Here is a 17,339-nt window from a genome sequence, read left to right as displayed (position 1 = left end):
TCATTTAATCACCTCTAATCCCAAAAATCATTCCATCCATCTGATATATAATCCCAGGCTGCTGATGCAGTATCTGCTACTGTATTAACCATACCTCCAACGTCTACTTCAAATCCAAAAGAAACTCCAACTCCAAGGGATGCTCCTATATCACATTTAATTATACCATCTCTATATCCCACATCTGCATGGGCTCCTATACCATAATTAACACTTCCAGAAACTCCAACTTCTCCACCTAATACATTAACTCCAACAGAACCTTTAACTTCACCACCAATTAACTCTGCACTGGCTCCTCCTCCTAATTGTACATCTAACTTACCATTCTCATCAAAAACTTGAGCCCCAATACTCGCTTTAGCTTCTGCTTTTCCTACTGTTGCTTTAACATCGCTATTTACTCCTAGCATGTCGTTTCCAAACCATTGCTGTTCCCAGGCTGCTTCTAAAGCAGTAACACTTGCTCCAACTTCTGCATTTACTCCAGGGCTAAACTTTCTATCTCCATCTGCTCCAATAACATAGAATCCTGCAGATACACTTGCATGTGCTTCCGCTCTTCCAACAACAACAGAAACTTTTCCATTTTCACCTATATTGAAAGTTCCATCATATAGTGAAACTGATGCAGAAACTTGTTCTTTCAATTCTCCTATAGTTAACTGTTTTTTATAAAACTTAGGGGAATCATCTTTGGATATTTCATTCCCATATTTGTCATAATAGCTGGTTTTTTTATCATAATCAGTGTATCCTTTTTTATTAAGTCTGTCTTTAATATATTCATTAAATTTATTAATCTTTCCTGCGCTCTTTAATTTTTCTTCCTCGCTAGCTTTTAACTTCACAAAGTACTGCTCAGAATGTTCAGTTGTATATTTTGCTAAATATACAGCTAAAGATGTTCCTCCAAATACTTCATTAATTTTTTCTGAATATTTAGAACCTAATATTTCTAAGGTACTTTCTCCATTGGAAGCCTTAATCAAAGATGCTGCAAAGGTATTACTATCTTCACCTTTTTCAGATATATAGTTTAGTAAGTTTACATATATTTCATTATAATGGGCGCTTACTGCTGTAAAACTATCATATTTAGTATTATCGACCAACCAGGCAACTGAGTTAATAACATCAACTCCTAAATTATCTGTACCATAGGTAGCTAATATTTCATAAGTTGCAGTTACATCTTTCAAATCAGAAAGAATATCTATAAGAAGTTTCTGTTCAGCATCTGTCATTTCTGCTGGATTTTTTTGAACATATTCATAAATAAGTTCTTCATTAAATACTAACTCTCCACCAACGTCCTTAACCATTTTGTCTCTTAGGCATTTAATTTCATCTTTTTCTATATCGCTAAGAATATCTTTCATAGCAGATTCAATATATGTTGCTTCAAATCTACCATTAGATGGACTAACAATACCCTGTAATTCAACAATATACTTATTCCATTGCTGTAGCAAGGAATCTATATTGGCAAACACATTATAATATGTGTTGTTTACATTTTCAACATTACTAAAAATCCTGTCAATCGAATCTTTTGTAGCATTATTTTTATCTATAACCTTCTTATGATAAGCATTTACGTTATTTACATATTTTCTTATGTTTAACTGACCTGTAAATTCCTCAAAATCAGTCCATCTATCTCCAATCCAATCTGTAAAATCACAGAGTTTTTCATTTTCGACTTCACTGACCAGATTTAGAATCTTCTGTTTTGATGATTCAGAATAATCTCGTAACATACCCCACCTCTAGTACTAATATAATAAAAATAATATAATATTAAACTTTTATTTTTGAGATATTTTATTGGAAGCTTTTTTATCACTCCCTACATAACTCTCTTTTAAATTGTCCATAAAGGAAACTGTATTTGTTACTAATAAAAGCATTGATGAATTTAGTGTCTTATACATATCAGCAATTTTTTCAAGTTCGATAACGCTACTTCCTCCACCAACTACTTGTGGAGATGTAGTAACATTTGAACTAATCCTTCTTTCTAATGTTTGTAGTTCTTGTATTCTACTCTCAAGGGAATCTATATTTATTTTTATTTCAGCCACAAATTCACTCTCCTTTAAAATAGATATTGATCAGCATCATCTACAGCCTTTATAAAATTCTTTGCTTGTTGCTGTGCATTAGCTGAAATATTACCTATTTGATTTTCTAATTTTTTTGCATATTGTATGTATGCATCTAATGCTTTTGCAACATCTCCACCTTTAATAGCATCTTTTTTAATACCTTGCAAAATAGTTATATACTGTTTTACATATTCATCTAAGTAGCCCCCTTGTTTACTAAAATATTCAGCTACTTCTTTGCAATAATCATCATCGATTTTCAATGAACTTTCTGCCATATTTATACCTCCTAATCATCAGCATACCTAAGTTGTCTTTGCCAATAACTAATTCTATCCCTATGATAAGAAACTTTATAATTATAAGAATCTACTTCTCTTTGTATACTTCTAATCTTTGAATTAACACTTTCTTGCGAGGAGGATATACCATTATATGCAGATGCGTATTCAGATCCATTTAACAAAGAATTCATTCCTGATATATAGGTTTTAGCCATTTTAATATTCAATTTATTAGAAGAAATATTGCTTAATTTGGATTTTCTTGTTGATTGTCTTCCCTGGAATTGACCTTGCAAGGATTGCAATTTACTTCTGAGTCTTTGGAGTTGTTGTATTTTTGAATTTAACTGTCTAACTGAATTTTGATAAGAATATAATAAGTTCTCATTATATCTAATATTTTCTCTTATTTCTGCAGACGTCATTACTTAACCCCCTTTATTTATATTAACCACATAAGTGTAATCTTTCTTAAATTTGTGTAAGTAATAGTCTTATATTAGACTATTACTTACAATATTTTTTTCTTTAGCTTCTAAATTTTGAATAAGAAGCTATGTTTATTTTTATCAGTCCTATTACTTTCTGAATTGTGAAGCAATAGAGTTATCTGTTTCTTCAACAATTTGAGCAGTTGATTTAAGAGCAGTTGAAATTTCATCAATAAGATCCTTAGCTTTTACAAAACCTGGACGTAATTCTCCAAATCTTGCAGCATAGGCTTGGCTTGCATTACCTTCCCACTCGCCTTGAAGATTTCTTAACAATGCATCCATCTTTGTAATAATAGATTGAAGATGGTTTGCTTGAGTTGTGTACTCAGATGCTCTTGACCTCATTTTTTCAGGGGTCATTCTAATTTGATTGGCCATAATAAATTCCTCCCTTTTTATATTATATATATATCAATTGGTTTCCCAACTTGATAGCTTAAGATTGACTAATATGATGCACTACTTTTAATTTTGTAACAGCGTTGTCCTTTATATAGTAAGCATCACCTAACTGTAATTTCTTTCTATTTGCCTTTATTTCTTCATAAGGCACATCGAAAACTTTTAGCATATCTAAATCATCTAGAAGCAATAAATGTTGCTCTTGTTTTATCATTCTAAGTGGTTCTGGTGCATCATATGAAACAGGTGCATTTTCATAGTTCGAATAAATTACACAAATATTTAAATTCTTAAATTTTGTAACCATTTCTGTATACTGTCTCATAGCATCCATATCTTCAAATATTTTTTTAGCAACATCATTGTTTTGAATAATTAAAATCAATAATTCATCCTGTGAAAAAGTTTCTTCAGCTATAAGCATTTCAGAATATCTTTTATCTAAAATCTCATACCACTCATTAAGTTTTTCAATAATCCTATCCGTATTTAAGGTATACTCCTCTACGATATCCATATTCTTGAATTCTGCATATTTTCGAGATATATCATCAAAAATGCAAACTCTAACAGGATTCTTTTTCCTCTCTTCACTAAAGTTATATAACATGTATTTGATAAAATTAGCATGTCCTCTATTTGATTTTCCACAAATCCCAATTGCTCCAAGGTTAGCAAAATCAAGGTAGAAAGGTTTAACTTCTTCATAGGTAATACCAATTGGAAAGATATAGTTCTTTCTTTCTACTTTATATTTTCCTATAAGCTCTTCTTCTGAAAGAATATTAGGGATAGTAGGAATTTGTTTAGCTTCTATATTTATTGTTAAAGCATTTATTTTATCTATAAATTCTTTTATACTATGAACGCGTTCTATTTCTTTTTCTCCTTCAAAGGCTAAATAGCTCTGACACTCCAACATTCTTTTATCAATTTCAACGATGCAACGTCCTGGAGTATCATCTGGCTGAATAGATACTTGTTCAAGTAAATTTGAATATTCATTGACATCATTACAATGCATTACTATACGATTTGAAAAATTAGACATATATCTATAGCCTATCCCTGATGTTTGGGAATTTGCTATAATTGCTGTAATACCGACTGAAAGTCCATCACGAATTATCGTAAGTAAGGTATCATCATTTTCCAAATATAATTCAATCAATCCAGTTAAGTTATCTACAACAAGATAAATCTGTGCTAAATCTGAATAACCAGCTTCCTTGTATGCAGAAAAAGAGCTTACTCCAACAGAAACTAATTTTTCTTTTCTTGTTGAAATTTCCTCCTGTAGTAATTTGAATAGGTTCTTTAATTTTTCATCTTCCGATGAACAAACAACACCACCAACATGTTTTAGCTGTTCAAAATTTATCAAAACCATACTACCAAAATCTATAATATAAATATTTGCCTCAGCTGGCGAATTCATAATAGCTATTTCCTTGATTACACACTGTAACAGGTTCGTTTTCCCCGTTTGTGCCGATCCGATTATTAATGTATTCTTACTATTCATATCCATTAATGTTTGCCCTTGATATTGCGCGTCTGGATCATCATAAATACCAATATCTATAAACTTATTATTGTTATTTATTATACTTGGGCAATTAATAACGGTTTTTAAATCGTCTAAACATATATTAGGAAGGGATTTAATTCCTCTAACACTACAATACTCTGAAACATAATCAACTATTGCTTCCAATTGAGTTTTAGACTTTAATTCCTCTTTATTCTTCTTACTTACAAAAACACACTTTTTTCTTCCACTTTTTTGCAATTCATAAATTGAAAATTCTCTGAAATTATTTTCATCCATTCCTTCAGAATCACCACTATATGCAGATTGAAATAATTCAAATATTTCATTATTCCCAACTTGTAAATAAGCTCTTCCAGGTTCCTTTATTTCAGCTGCAAGAGGAGATTTAAGAACTTCATTACTGTCTTCTTTATTCTGAACCTTTAAGCAAAGCTTGAACCTAGAATTACTCCAAATTTGTTCATCAACTTGTCCAGATGGTTTTTGTGTAGCTAATATGAGGTGAACACCTAAACTTCTACCTATACGTGCTGCCGAAATCAATTCTTTCATAAATTCCGGTTGCTCTGCTTTTAACTCCGCAAATTCATCTACTATAATAATTAGGTGTGGTAAAGGTTCATCTACTTCTTGGGCTTTGTACTTCTTTATATATTTATCAATATGATTTACTTCTGCTTCCGAGAATAACCTTTGTCTCTTTTTCAACTCAGCCTTAATTGATTTTAGTGAACGATTTATTGCCTTTCCATCAATATTTGTAATAGCACCTAGAAGATGAGGCATTGTTTTAAACTGATTAACCATACCACCACCTTTAAAGTCTATGATTACAAATGCAACTTCATATGGATGATACAAAGTTGATATTGATAAAATATATGTTTGTAAAATTTCAGATTTACCCGAACCTGTAGTTCCAGCAACAAGCCCATGAGGCCCGTGAGCTTTGTCATGTAAATCAAGAAGAATCATTCCAGCTTTCGATACTCCTATAGGTGCTGCCATAGTTTTAAATACAGTAGACTTACTCCATCGTTTTGATAAATCTAAATCGTCTACGGACAAGATCTTCAACATTTCAAATAGAGAAATATTTTTAGTCAAAGAACTTTCCAATGTTATTTCTTCTGTATAAACAGGAGTTAATATTTCAACTACCTTACTTCCAATTTTGTCATCAACTGTTGGATATTCAAATTTTGTTATGTTGTAATCCACAACATTTATTAACTCTGCATTTTTATCATCTAAAATACTTATAAGTGAATCACATCCTATAGGAATGTTAAATTTATCATCTGCAAAGAATATAAATGTAACACCAAGTTCATTTGCATTACTTATAAATTTGGATATCGGATGGCTATTAAAGCCACAGTTATCATAAAAAAATATAACTAAATATTCACTAAATTTTTGATTCTGTTCTCTTAATGATAATTCCTTATACAAATATTCAAAAATAAGATTTTTACTTTCTATATCACAAGAAATATTCCTCATACTTGTCTCTGAATTGTGTACATGGGGCAGAAATCTCAACCACTCAATCCTCGATGTACGCTCCTCTTCAACTATAAAAAATATTTTTACTTCTGTATAAAAATGTCTAGCAATTATATCAATGACTATGTTTTTTAGGAAAGAGAATCTATTCTCTTCATTGCCTACAATTCCAACTGCATTATTGGTCACTAAATCACATACCACGGGAGCATGGTTTACCATTTTGTATTCATTAAAAATATTTTCTGGCTGATTATGCAAATCATCTTCAATTTCTAATCTTTCTTGTTTTTTATAGTCAATTTGTCTTTTTGCCTTAATATCGCCTGTTCCAATACGGATATTTAGAAAATCCTTATCATTTAGCGTTCTCTCAAATAAATCGCTAGAAAAAGAATTTACCCTTTCAAGTTCTAAATCTTGTGAAATATATATTTTTTCCAATTCGTTTCGCTCATGCTCTCTTATTGTTTCAATTTCAGTACGCTTCTTTTCTATATAAGAGTTATACTTAGTAATTCTTTCCCTACATTCTTTTTTATAATCTTTATTTCCCTGCATAACTCCTAATATAGAGGTAACGATAGCCATTGCACCTGATACAATACTAAAAATAATCATTGCCCCTCCCATAAATGCCATTGCACCTGAAGCAATTAACATTCCAATAGACGGCATCAAGCTAATGAATAAATTATTCTTATGTTTTTGAGGTTTAGATGGCGGATCTAATATATCAATTTTAGTATTATCAACAACACTCTTAATTCTTGTATTTCTTATAAATCTAGGATAACTATTATGATTTGGTTCATCTATATAAGAAAGTGCATTTATAATGCAGTCTTTTCTTATTTCAGTATAAATATGATTATCTTTATAATAAAATATGAAATCAGATATAGAGAAAAAATCTCCACTATCTATTATCAAATTACTTTCTGCCCTATTCCCATTATGGTAAACACCGTATGTGCTGTTTTTAACACATAATTGCAGACTTTCCCCATTGTTAATAACTATAACCATATCATTTTTTACATATCTACTTTTCATGATAATGTTATTGCTGGTAGATGTTCCTATAGTTAATTGATTAATATTATAGATATTAATCTTCCGTTCAAAATGTCTTTGTCTATTCTCAAAGTCAATAAGAAAATCTACAAAAAAAACATCGTTATTTGATTCTCTATACTTTACAATAAAGCGTTCTCCATGTTCTAAAGACTTTGTCATTAATTTTCTTACATCACCCACTGTAAAATATAGATTATCAGAACAAGTTACAGTCCATTCATCTTCAGTTCTTATGAAAAAAAGCTCAATTGGTTCAAAAAATAAATCTTTATGTAATCTGGTATCACATTCGATTCCTGTACCAACTCGAATTGACTCCTTCTCAGAAGAAAGCTCAATTTCTTTATATAAATTTTTGTTGGAAATTATTATTTTATATTTATTTTCCATTTAGCTTCTCCTCTTCTGTATAATTAATAATACTGCCATTTCTTATTCCGTATTCAGCAAGCGTTTTATTTCCTCTAAGTAATGCTATTGGTCTTTCTGCCTTTAAATAGCAGTTCTTAATATCAGAAACATCTATTTTCAAATCATATGCTGAATTCAAAGCTATTACCAATTCATTTGCAGTTATAAAGAGTGGAATCTCTAAATCAACACTAAAATCTTTCTTTGTTATATTAAAAATCACTACTGCTTTATCCTTTTCCATAGAAACCTCCTTAAATTACAAGAAATGCAGTTTTTTGAATGCCAGTATCCTTTGATAAATCTTCACAACTTAACTGATCATAATTATCAAAATGTTCAATATACTCATTGACAACAAATTTCAATGGCATATTAGAAGTAATAATTGCATTATCTTCATTTTTATTAAAGTTATTGCATACAAATATATACTTATCAGAATTCGTTCCATTTATATTATCAACAAGTATATTAGTTGCAAAAATTGATGTACTCGTCTGTTCATTAACTACAATTACTTTATCCGATATATTTAATAGTTTCGCATTATCCTCATCAAAAGCTGTATCTGCATCTATTACTATATAATCATATTCCTTTGAATTCTTTGCTGAAATTACAATCTTCTCATAGATTGAATAAGTAAGTCCTAATGACATTAATGCTGCTTTAAAAGGAGGAAGATAACTAAAAATCTCCTTTCTTAAAACATGCTTTATATCTGAATAAATATTTTCATTTCCTCTTACAAGCTTTGCATATATATCAGCTGAGGATATAACACTTTGATTTTTAAGCATTCTGTGAAAGCTTTGTAATCTTCCAGCATTAATATAAAGCACCTTCTTATAGTTCTTTGTTAAACTAGCGCTTATACCTAATGATACTGTTGTTTTTCCTACACCTCCACAAGCTGAGCAAACAAGAACTACTTGTGATTCTTTCTTTACTATTTCATTTATGTTTAATGCTCTTGCACTTTTTGCAGTAATCTTACTGAAAATTTCCTTTATACTCGTGTATTTAAATAATCTATTAATATTTAATTCATCTGTTTTACCTTCCTCATACTGTTCCATCATGATAAATAAATTGCTAATATTATGTTTTTTTAAAGATAAATCATAAAAATCTTCAGACACTATTAAAATATCTGCTCTTTGCGGCTCTAAAAATAAATTTTTAAAGTATTCTTCGTCAGTAATAATTTCTAAATCAACTTTATTAAAAAATTCCTCCATGAACTTTAGCTGAAGGGGGATTATGTAGTTTAAGTCTGCATCAGCTATAATAATTCTTGGTTTTGCCATTTTCTACACCATCCTAATCTACAATAATTTTAAAATCACTGTTTGCCAAACGAATCACATCACCATTTTTAATTGGATGAGGCTGATTAGACAACAATTTTACTCTATTAACATAAGTACCATTTGCACTATTCAAATCCATCAACATAAATTCACCATCATTATTTGTTATTTTGCAATGAACTCGACTAATTGCTTTATTAAATGTAATTACTCCATCTACCATAGAAGGATTTTTACCTAAAATATATTCATTTTTATCTACTAATATTTCAACCAATATAGGTGCATTTATTGCCACAATACGAATATTTTTATTAACAGAATCATTATTTATCTTCCCTTTCTGTTTCATGGATATTACTTTAATGCCTTTGGTTAAATTGTAAAGGTCCTCCAAAGAATAAGTTCCATTAGATAAATCTATAGAAAACTGCATTGCTTTTTTATTTGAAAGAGATGGCAATTTATTTATTAACTTAATTAAACTTGTCCTTAATTCATTTTCAAATTCATCATAATTATTAAATACCCTATTGCTTATTGGTATATATACCAAACTAACCTTTAATGTATTTACATCAACAAAAATTTTTTCAAAAGAAATATCAATATTCTGACAAGATAAAAAGCCATTATTTTTTACTTCAATAATACTAGCAAAAAGATTGGATGCAATTGTCATAAAAGTTTCAGTGTTAATAGATGCTAGCATAGAATCAAAACTTTTCAAATTACCTGTCATATAGAAAAACTGTATTTTCCCATTATATAAAGTCTTCATACACTTAATAAACCCACTATTTACTTGGCTTTGCAAGACCTTGTAATCAGTCATCAAAAACTCACCATTATCATTCAGTATATATGCAAAATTAGTACCACAATCTAATTCAGTAATCACTCCATCTTTTAATAATCCATTCATCTTTTATCCACCCTTTACATTCCCTATTTATCACAAATAATACCTAGCTAATTCAAGATATTATTTCTAATAAATAGCCTAGGCATGGAGCTGTCACTTTAATTAATTATTCATTCTTAATTTTTTATTGTGTGACAACACCATGCTTAAGTCCTATTTACAAAATTATTTATTTACCTTCTTCAACTTCCTTTTTTCTCCTACCGTAAATTGAATACCAAATTCCTGCTGCTAACACTAAAGATCCAACAATTGAGCTCCAGAATAAAAGCTTATTTGCATACCATCTTACAAAGGTATTTGTAGATACCGTTACTACTTTTTTAAACTCATATGCACTTGTAAAATCTTCTGCATCTGTGTCAGTAATGTTTCCAGCCATATCTTCTATAACAATACGCACGTTCTTTTCAGCATTGTTTTCGGTAATTACAAAATCACCTGAATAATTGTTCATATCAGCTGAAAAATCAGTAATTGCATCACCTTGCTGTTTGCCTTCAACATATACATTGATTGATTTTAAGCCAATAGCATCAAATGCTGTATATTTTACTGTTACTTCCTTAGCATTTATAATATCTTTTTCAAGTCCTACAACACTTGTCAATTCAGGTACGGTACTGTCAACTCTAAAGGTAATTGACTTATCTTTGTAGTTTGCATTTTCAGGAGCATTTCCTGTAGCATCTTTAGAAGCAATTGACACCTTATAAACCCCATCTTTAGAGAAGTTTTCTTTGTTAATTGTGTATTGATATTGGAACCAACCACTACCACCAACTTCAACTTGATTACTTATTCCCGGAGAAATATTGTACTTAATTCCTTCTATTGGATTTCCATCACGAGTAACCTGAATTACAAGTGAGTCACCTACTAAACGGTCTGCATTATACTCAGTAATTACTAAGTCCTTTTCAATCCCTTTAGTATAAACTCCACCATTTGCAATTAACGATACAAGATAATCACTGTATTCATATACAGAACCAAATCTGTTTGCAGTAAATGTTACTGTTTTTTCACTTTCATTTCCTGCTTTATCATTAACCTTTACATATAATGTGTAGATACCATCATTTTTCTGTTCCTTTTTAAAGGTATCATTTGCTCCTGAAGCACCTTGTCCACTAATATTTAAGGTTTTTATAAATTCCTTAGTAACATCTACATTCTTCTCACCCATACGAGTTCTTGTTAATCGAACTTCGTAATTATTATAGTTAATATCAGAGAAGTTAATTACTGGAACAATATCACCCTTATATGCTCTTCCATTTTCAACCCCTGTAATTTGTGGCTCAGAAATATCTGTATCAATGGTAAAATCTTTCGCTGCTACAGAACCACCATAATTTGTTTCTAAACTATTATTTCCAGCCATATCCTTCATCTTAATATCAAAGGTATAGTCACCATCAGCATTGTATGAAATAGTTGCTGTATGAATATCCCCATTACTATTCCACCTTGTAGAAGGTATAGCTATTGTCGCCCCATTTTTAGTTGCTTTTTGTGTAAATTCAACTCTCCTTACATCAAAATTGTGTTCCTTAACTACAATGGTTGCAGTACGATTAGCATTAAAATACTTATCATTTTGTGCTCTATTGTTATCATAGGTTACTGAAATCTGTGGAGAAGTTTTATCAATAGTAAACTCCTTGGGATTAGTTGTTCCAATTTCATAATTTTCTCCAGCACACTTATTGTCTGCAAGATCTGAGTACCCAATTTTAAAGGTATAATCCCCATCTGCTTTGTAGTTTATTGTTGCAGTATGTGTAGTATTATCTTGATTTCCACTTCCTATTGATTCTTTCCACTCACTAATTGTAGGGAGTGTACCATCTGTATTAGTAATTGCAATTTTTACATCTTCAGCCCTAAAGTTTCTTTCTGTTATTACAACAGTTGCTACACGATCTTCTTTATAATATTTTTCGCTATCTGTATTATTGTTGTTATACTTAATATCTATAGTAGGCGCAGTTGTATCTATCTTTATTGAGACCTTATCCTTTGAGGAATTTAATGAATTATCTTCAGAGTAAACTTCAATGACTACATCATTACTATTATTCTTTTTGCTATCAACAGTTATTTCTCCCGTCCAAGTCTTTAATAATTCATTATGACTTGGATTATTATTTGTAAATGAGTATAAAGTACCACTTTGTGTCTCTTTTCCCATATTCAAAACTTTATAAGATACTGTTTTTAGTCCTGAGTATGTTCCCCCAACTAATGGATCATCAACCTTTATATCAACTTTTACATCTTCTTTATATATGCCATTAATTGGCTTTTGAGGTGTTACAGTAACTTCTGGTGCGATAGCCTCCTCACGTGGAGATATATTATCAGCAATAATTCCATCCGTACTAATATAGGTAGTATTTCCAGCCTTGTCTGTAATTTTTAGATATACTGTAGCTTGTTCATTAGGTACTACAGCAAATCCATCAAATGTTTTCCAATCTGTTATTTCTTTTAGTTTTGATTCACTAAGAGCTTTTACTTCATCAGTTTTATAATATTTAACACTATCAATAAGAGAAGTTTCATCATTAGAAGTAGCTGTAAGTGTAATCTTTTTTCCTGACCAGAATCCAAAGGTTAAAGAATCAACTAATTCACTCCACGTTACTTCACGTCCTTCTTCTGAAACTGCTTTAACTGTTCCAGTTGGTTTGTTTTTATCTACTGTAAACTTATATGGAGCAACAGAGTCAGCTGTATCTATAGAACTATTAACATTATCAGCTTCATCTATATAAGAAATTTTAAAAGTATAGTTTGCATCTTTTAAATATTTGATAGTAGCTGTATGAGTTGCCATATCTGCATTAGTTCCTTCTGTTGTTTCCCAGCTACTTATATCTTTTGAGGCATCAAGTTTAACTTCATTTCCCTTTGAATCAACAGCTGTAATAACTATTCCTTCTGTAGCCTTATTTGCATCAAAGTGATGTGTTCTTTCTGTAATAGCAATTGTAGCTGTACGACTTTCATTGAAATAAGTGTTTCCATTATTATCTTTATTATTGTTATAAGTTACTTTTATTTTAGGTGCAGTTACATCAATATCCAGTGGTATTGACTTTGTATCTTCATTTCCTGCATTATCAATAGTTCTTACATACACAACAACATTACAACTATTGTTCTTTTCTGCATCTACTTTAATACTTCCATTCCATTCTTTAAGTAATTCCTCTTGAGTAGGATTAGTTTTAGTAAATTTATATAAGTTTCCTTCTTGGGTAGGGTTTGCTGTGTCATTATCTTTTACTATCCAATAATCAACCGTCTTAATACCTGAATATGGTTCTGCATCTATAACATTAATTGCTACATTTACATCCTTATTATAAGAATTATTTACATTCGGCTTATCTGGAGTAAGGATAATATTACTTTTAACTTTATCTACTATATATCCATCAGAGTTTATATATATATAATTTCCAGAATAATCAGTAATTTTTAAATATATAACAAACTGTTCATCATCTGTAATGCTAAAATCTTTATAGGAATCAAAGCTCTCTTTATCTAATTCTTCTGCTTTCATAGCAATAGTATTGCTTGTTTTATAGTATTCAATTTTAGTAGGGCTTGTAGCATCCTCTGATGTTGCCTTAACCTGTACACTTGAATTATTGTACAAACCAAAGGTAAGTGCATTCAGTAATTTATCCCAAATATTTGTATCAATTGATATTGTACCTGTTGGATTTGTTTTATCCACAGTAAACTTAAATGGAGTTGTTCCAATAGGCTTTATTTCTCTCATTTCATTATCTGCTTTATTAGTATAATTAAATGACCATATATAGTTTCCATCATCTGAAAATGTAATTGTTGCAGTATGAGTATTTTCATCACTAGTCCAACTGCTAATCATGCTTTTCGTATCTAACTCAACTATTTTACCTTTTGCATCTACTGCATTAATTTTAATTCCTGATGTTGCAATATCTTTGTCAAAGGAAGATGCCCTATCCGTAATCTCAATAGTCGCAACTCTATCTGCTCCAAAATATCCTCTACCTTCTTCTACTTTATTAGCTGTATCACTAAAAGATAAGTTAACTACAGGTTTATCAATATTTATAGAAAGATCAATAGATTTTTCAGATTTTACCCCTGCATTATCATAAGAAATTACAGTAACTTTGATATCATCGTCATTATTTTTAGAAGCATCAACCTTAATACTTCCAGTCCACTCTTTCTTAAGCTTATCTTTAGTAGGATTTATCTCATCAAATTTATATAAATTTCCACTTTGAGTGACTACTCCATTATTTTCTACAAAATAATCAATAGTTTTTATCCCTGAATATGCCTTGTCCTGGGTAACACTATCATTTACCTCTATGTCAACATTAACATCTTTATTGTATAAGCCACTTTTATTGGGTGTATCAGGATTTAGTGTAATATTACTTGCTGTATTATCCACAATAATACCATCAGTACTGATGTATAATATATTTCCTGCGTAGTCTGCAATTCTTGCATAAACTGCAAACTGTTCATCAGGATTAACAGTATAATTTTCAATTACAAACTTACCTTCATCATAAAGTTTACTTAATTCTTCCTTCGATAAAGCTGTTTCTTTATTAGACTTATAGTACTGAATATCATATAAAGGAGATATTGAATCTTCTCCTTTTGCTTCTACTGAAACAGACTTATTTCTCCATATCCCAAAAGTTAGCACTGAAACTAAGCTATTCCATGAATTTTTTTCTAATTCAATAGAACCAACTGGAGATCCTTTATCAACAGTAAACTTATAAATTGAATTACCTGCTTGGGTAATAGAATCGTTTGTTAAATCAGCTTTGTTTTTATAAGATAACTTCCAGTCATAATTTGCATCTTCCTTAAAAGTAATGGTTGCCGTATGTGTATCACCACTATGTGTCCAATCGCTTAACATTTCCGACTTTGAAATAGCAATATCATTACCCTTTTCACCTTTAGCTGTAATACTTAATCCATTTAATACAGCTGTTTCATCAAAACTTGTTTTTCTATCCACAATTGTGATAGTTGCTTTCCTAACTACATTGTAGTATCCAGCTTTAGCCTCTGGATGAAGTGTTCCATCAATACTTACGCTAATAGTAGGTTTTGTAGTATTAATTTTCAGCTTTTTCACTTCAGTCTTTATATTTCCTGAAGAATCTGTTACTGTTACTATTACTTCTACATTGTCACTGTTATTTTTGCTTGCATCAACTATAATGTTACCGTTGTATGTGGCTTCTTGATTGACATTAATAAGATCATGCTGAGTTTCAACTCCATCACTTTTAACCCAATATTCCACTGTTTTAATCCCTGAATAATAATCTGGATCTATAGCAGCAATTCCAACCTTTATATCTTTATTGTAATAGCCATTACTATTTGCTTCCTCTGTAGTTAGCGTAACTTTAGGCTCAGTTTTATCAATAACAATAATTATTTTTTTATTAAGTTTAATTGTTTCTTCATTTCCCCATCTTCTAGTCTTCACTTTTAATCCTTCAATTGTATAAGTTGAAGAAATCTCTTTTTCTTTTCTCCAGCCTTCATAGCTAGATTTTTCTGCAAACTTAATATTTACCCTATCATAACTAGGTAATGCCTTGATACTTACTACTGAACCCTTTGAGTAAGCATATACTTCATTACCATCTTTGTCCGTATATGAATTCACCAGTTCTCCTTTACTTGGTTCAATAAACACCTTTTCTTTCCAATCTCCCTCTACCACTGGTACCTTCTCAAAAACAACTTCAATTTCAGTATTTTCAGTAATGTTTTTTAATGTAACTACTGAACTCCCATCATCATGCTCATCATAAATGTCTTCAGCTTTTTTATCTAGTTCTATGCCTGTAGGGTTTGAATCTGTTTTTATTGTTATTTTCCCAATTCTATATAAATCATTTTCTGGAATTAATGTGATTTTTGTCTCTTGTCCATAATCCACAGAACTATTTTCTATACTAACTGTGCCATTAGTTGTCTTACTAGATGTTACCTTATAAGTATTAAGTGCAAAGGTAATCTCATATGTGTAATCTTTATTTACCTTGGTAATATTATCTTCATACGTCTTATTATTTTCTGCATATTCTTGAAGCTCACCATTTTTTACAACCTTTGAAACACGGTAATTCATATTTGGAGTAGCTGTTACTAGAATACCTTGTCCTTCAGTTACAACAACTTTCCCTCCTATACAAGCTGGATCTGTAACTACTGTTCCTTTTTTATCATCATATGTCACCTTGATTGTATATAATTTTGTAAAGGTAGCAATAACAGTAATATTATTGCTCACAGTAATTTCCTTAGAAAATGCGGAAACATCACTTATTGTTTCTGTATTTCCGTCGATTAAAACACTTGCAATTTGGTAGCCATTATCTGGCGTAACTGATATGTTTACTGATTCTCCTTTTTCTATAACTACCTTGTCAACATTATTTCCATTAAGTTTAATTGTTCCACCATCACCTGAAGATGCTATAACATTAAATTCTGTAGTAAACTCAACAGCAACTTTAGTATCTTCTGTAATTTTCAATGTGTCACTTGTATATGATTCATATTTCCCAACTGTAATATTATTTTCTCCAATTTTTAAAGATTTGATATAAGTTTTCCCACCATCAATATCAACTGGTGTAATTTCAAGTTTTATTGTACTATCTTTTGTTACAGTAGTATCCGCACCTTCAATTTCAGCATCATTGATTTTAACATTACCACTTCCAACCTTTGTAACAGATACTTTAGCTGTTAAAGGGATACTATCAATTAGAACTACATCTATACTCCCATCTACCTCTAAAACAGGCACATTATTAGTTTCTACTTTTTTATACCCAGTTTTTGAAACAACATAACTAATATTAATTGTACTTCCATCGACTTTTGTGATTGCATCTAAATACTTGTCCATATTTGCAACAACAATATAACCATTTTCATCTGTTTTACCTTCTCCTGTTTCCACAACTGAAGAACCATCCTTAATTGTATAAGTAACATCTGCACCACTAACTACAATACCATCTGAATCCCTTACAGAAATGGTAAATTCATCTGGATTGCTATTACTTTTTGCAAAAACAGTTACAGGCATTAAGCCTACTACCATTGCTAAGACAAGTAAACCAGCTAAAATTCGTTCTGTGATTTTGATTTTGAGCTTTCCCATCTTTTCTATACCCCC

At 30.5% G+C, this 17,339-nt stretch carries 10 protein-coding genes; all 10 read right to left on the bottom strand.

The window, feature by feature from the left end; translation table 11 throughout:
• Nucleotides 1-14 precede the first annotated feature (14 nt).
• The 10 genes from E5347_RS16225 to E5347_RS16180 all read right to left on the bottom strand — a co-directional run bounded on the left by E5347_RS16225 (nt 15) and on the right by E5347_RS16180 (nt 17,324).
• Nucleotides 15-1,763 (bottom strand): hypothetical protein, encoded by a 1,749-nt coding sequence (locus E5347_RS16225; protein WP_136008272.1) that lies wholly within the window; start codon nt 1,761-1,763, stop codon nt 15-17.
• A gap of 48 nt (nt 1,764-1,811) precedes the next feature.
• Nucleotides 1,812-2,087 (bottom strand): DUF5344 family protein, encoded by a 276-nt coding sequence (locus E5347_RS16220; protein WP_136008271.1) that lies wholly within the window; start codon nt 2,085-2,087, stop codon nt 1,812-1,814.
• Nucleotides 2,088-2,101: 14 nt separating this feature from the next.
• A complete protein-coding gene (locus E5347_RS16215) occupies nt 2,102-2,389 on the bottom strand; it encodes a hypothetical protein (protein ID WP_136008270.1) in 288 nt (95 codons plus the stop codon).
• 11 nt (nt 2,390-2,400) lie between these two features.
• The gene (locus E5347_RS16210) at nt 2,401-2,820 is read right to left on the bottom strand and encodes a hypothetical protein (protein ID WP_136008269.1); all 420 of its coding nucleotides are present in this window, start codon (nt 2,818-2,820) and stop codon (nt 2,401-2,403) included.
• 153 nt (nt 2,821-2,973) lie between these two features.
• On the bottom strand, nt 2,974-3,267 hold the full coding sequence (locus E5347_RS16205; protein ID WP_136008268.1) for a WXG100 family type VII secretion target: 294 nt from the start codon (nt 3,265-3,267) through the stop codon (nt 2,974-2,976).
• Nucleotides 3,268-3,325: 58 nt separating this feature from the next.
• Nucleotides 3,326-7,411 carry a type VII secretion protein EssC gene (essC, locus tag E5347_RS16200; RefSeq protein WP_243109807.1) on the bottom strand — a complete coding sequence of 1,362 codons (4,086 nt, stop codon included), beginning with the start codon at nt 7,409-7,411 and terminating at the stop codon, nt 3,326-3,328.
• 403 nt (nt 7,412-7,814) lie between these two features.
• The gene (locus E5347_RS16195) at nt 7,815-8,090 is read right to left on the bottom strand and encodes an EsaB/YukD family protein (protein WP_136008266.1); all 276 of its coding nucleotides are present in this window, start codon (nt 8,088-8,090) and stop codon (nt 7,815-7,817) included.
• A gap of 10 nt (nt 8,091-8,100) precedes the next feature.
• The gene (locus E5347_RS16190) at nt 8,101-9,159 is read right to left on the bottom strand and encodes an AAA family ATPase (RefSeq protein ID WP_136008265.1); all 1,059 of its coding nucleotides are present in this window, start codon (nt 9,157-9,159) and stop codon (nt 8,101-8,103) included.
• Between the two features lie 13 nt (nt 9,160-9,172).
• Entirely contained in the window at nt 9,173-10,087 is a 915-nt protein-coding gene (locus E5347_RS16185; protein WP_136008264.1) for an FHA domain-containing protein, read from the bottom strand.
• Between the two features lie 169 nt (nt 10,088-10,256).
• Nucleotides 10,257-17,324 (bottom strand): hypothetical protein, encoded by a 7,068-nt coding sequence (locus tag E5347_RS16180; RefSeq protein WP_136008263.1) that lies wholly within the window; start codon nt 17,322-17,324, stop codon nt 10,257-10,259.
• Nucleotides 17,325-17,339: the final 15 nt, after the last annotated feature.

It is taken from the genome of Clostridium sartagoforme (genome assembly GCF_004794105.1).
GTDB classification, from domain to species: domain Bacteria; phylum Bacillota; class Clostridia; order Clostridiales; family Clostridiaceae; genus Clostridium; species Clostridium sartagoforme_B.
This window is presented reverse-complemented; position numbering and strand designations above follow the sequence as displayed.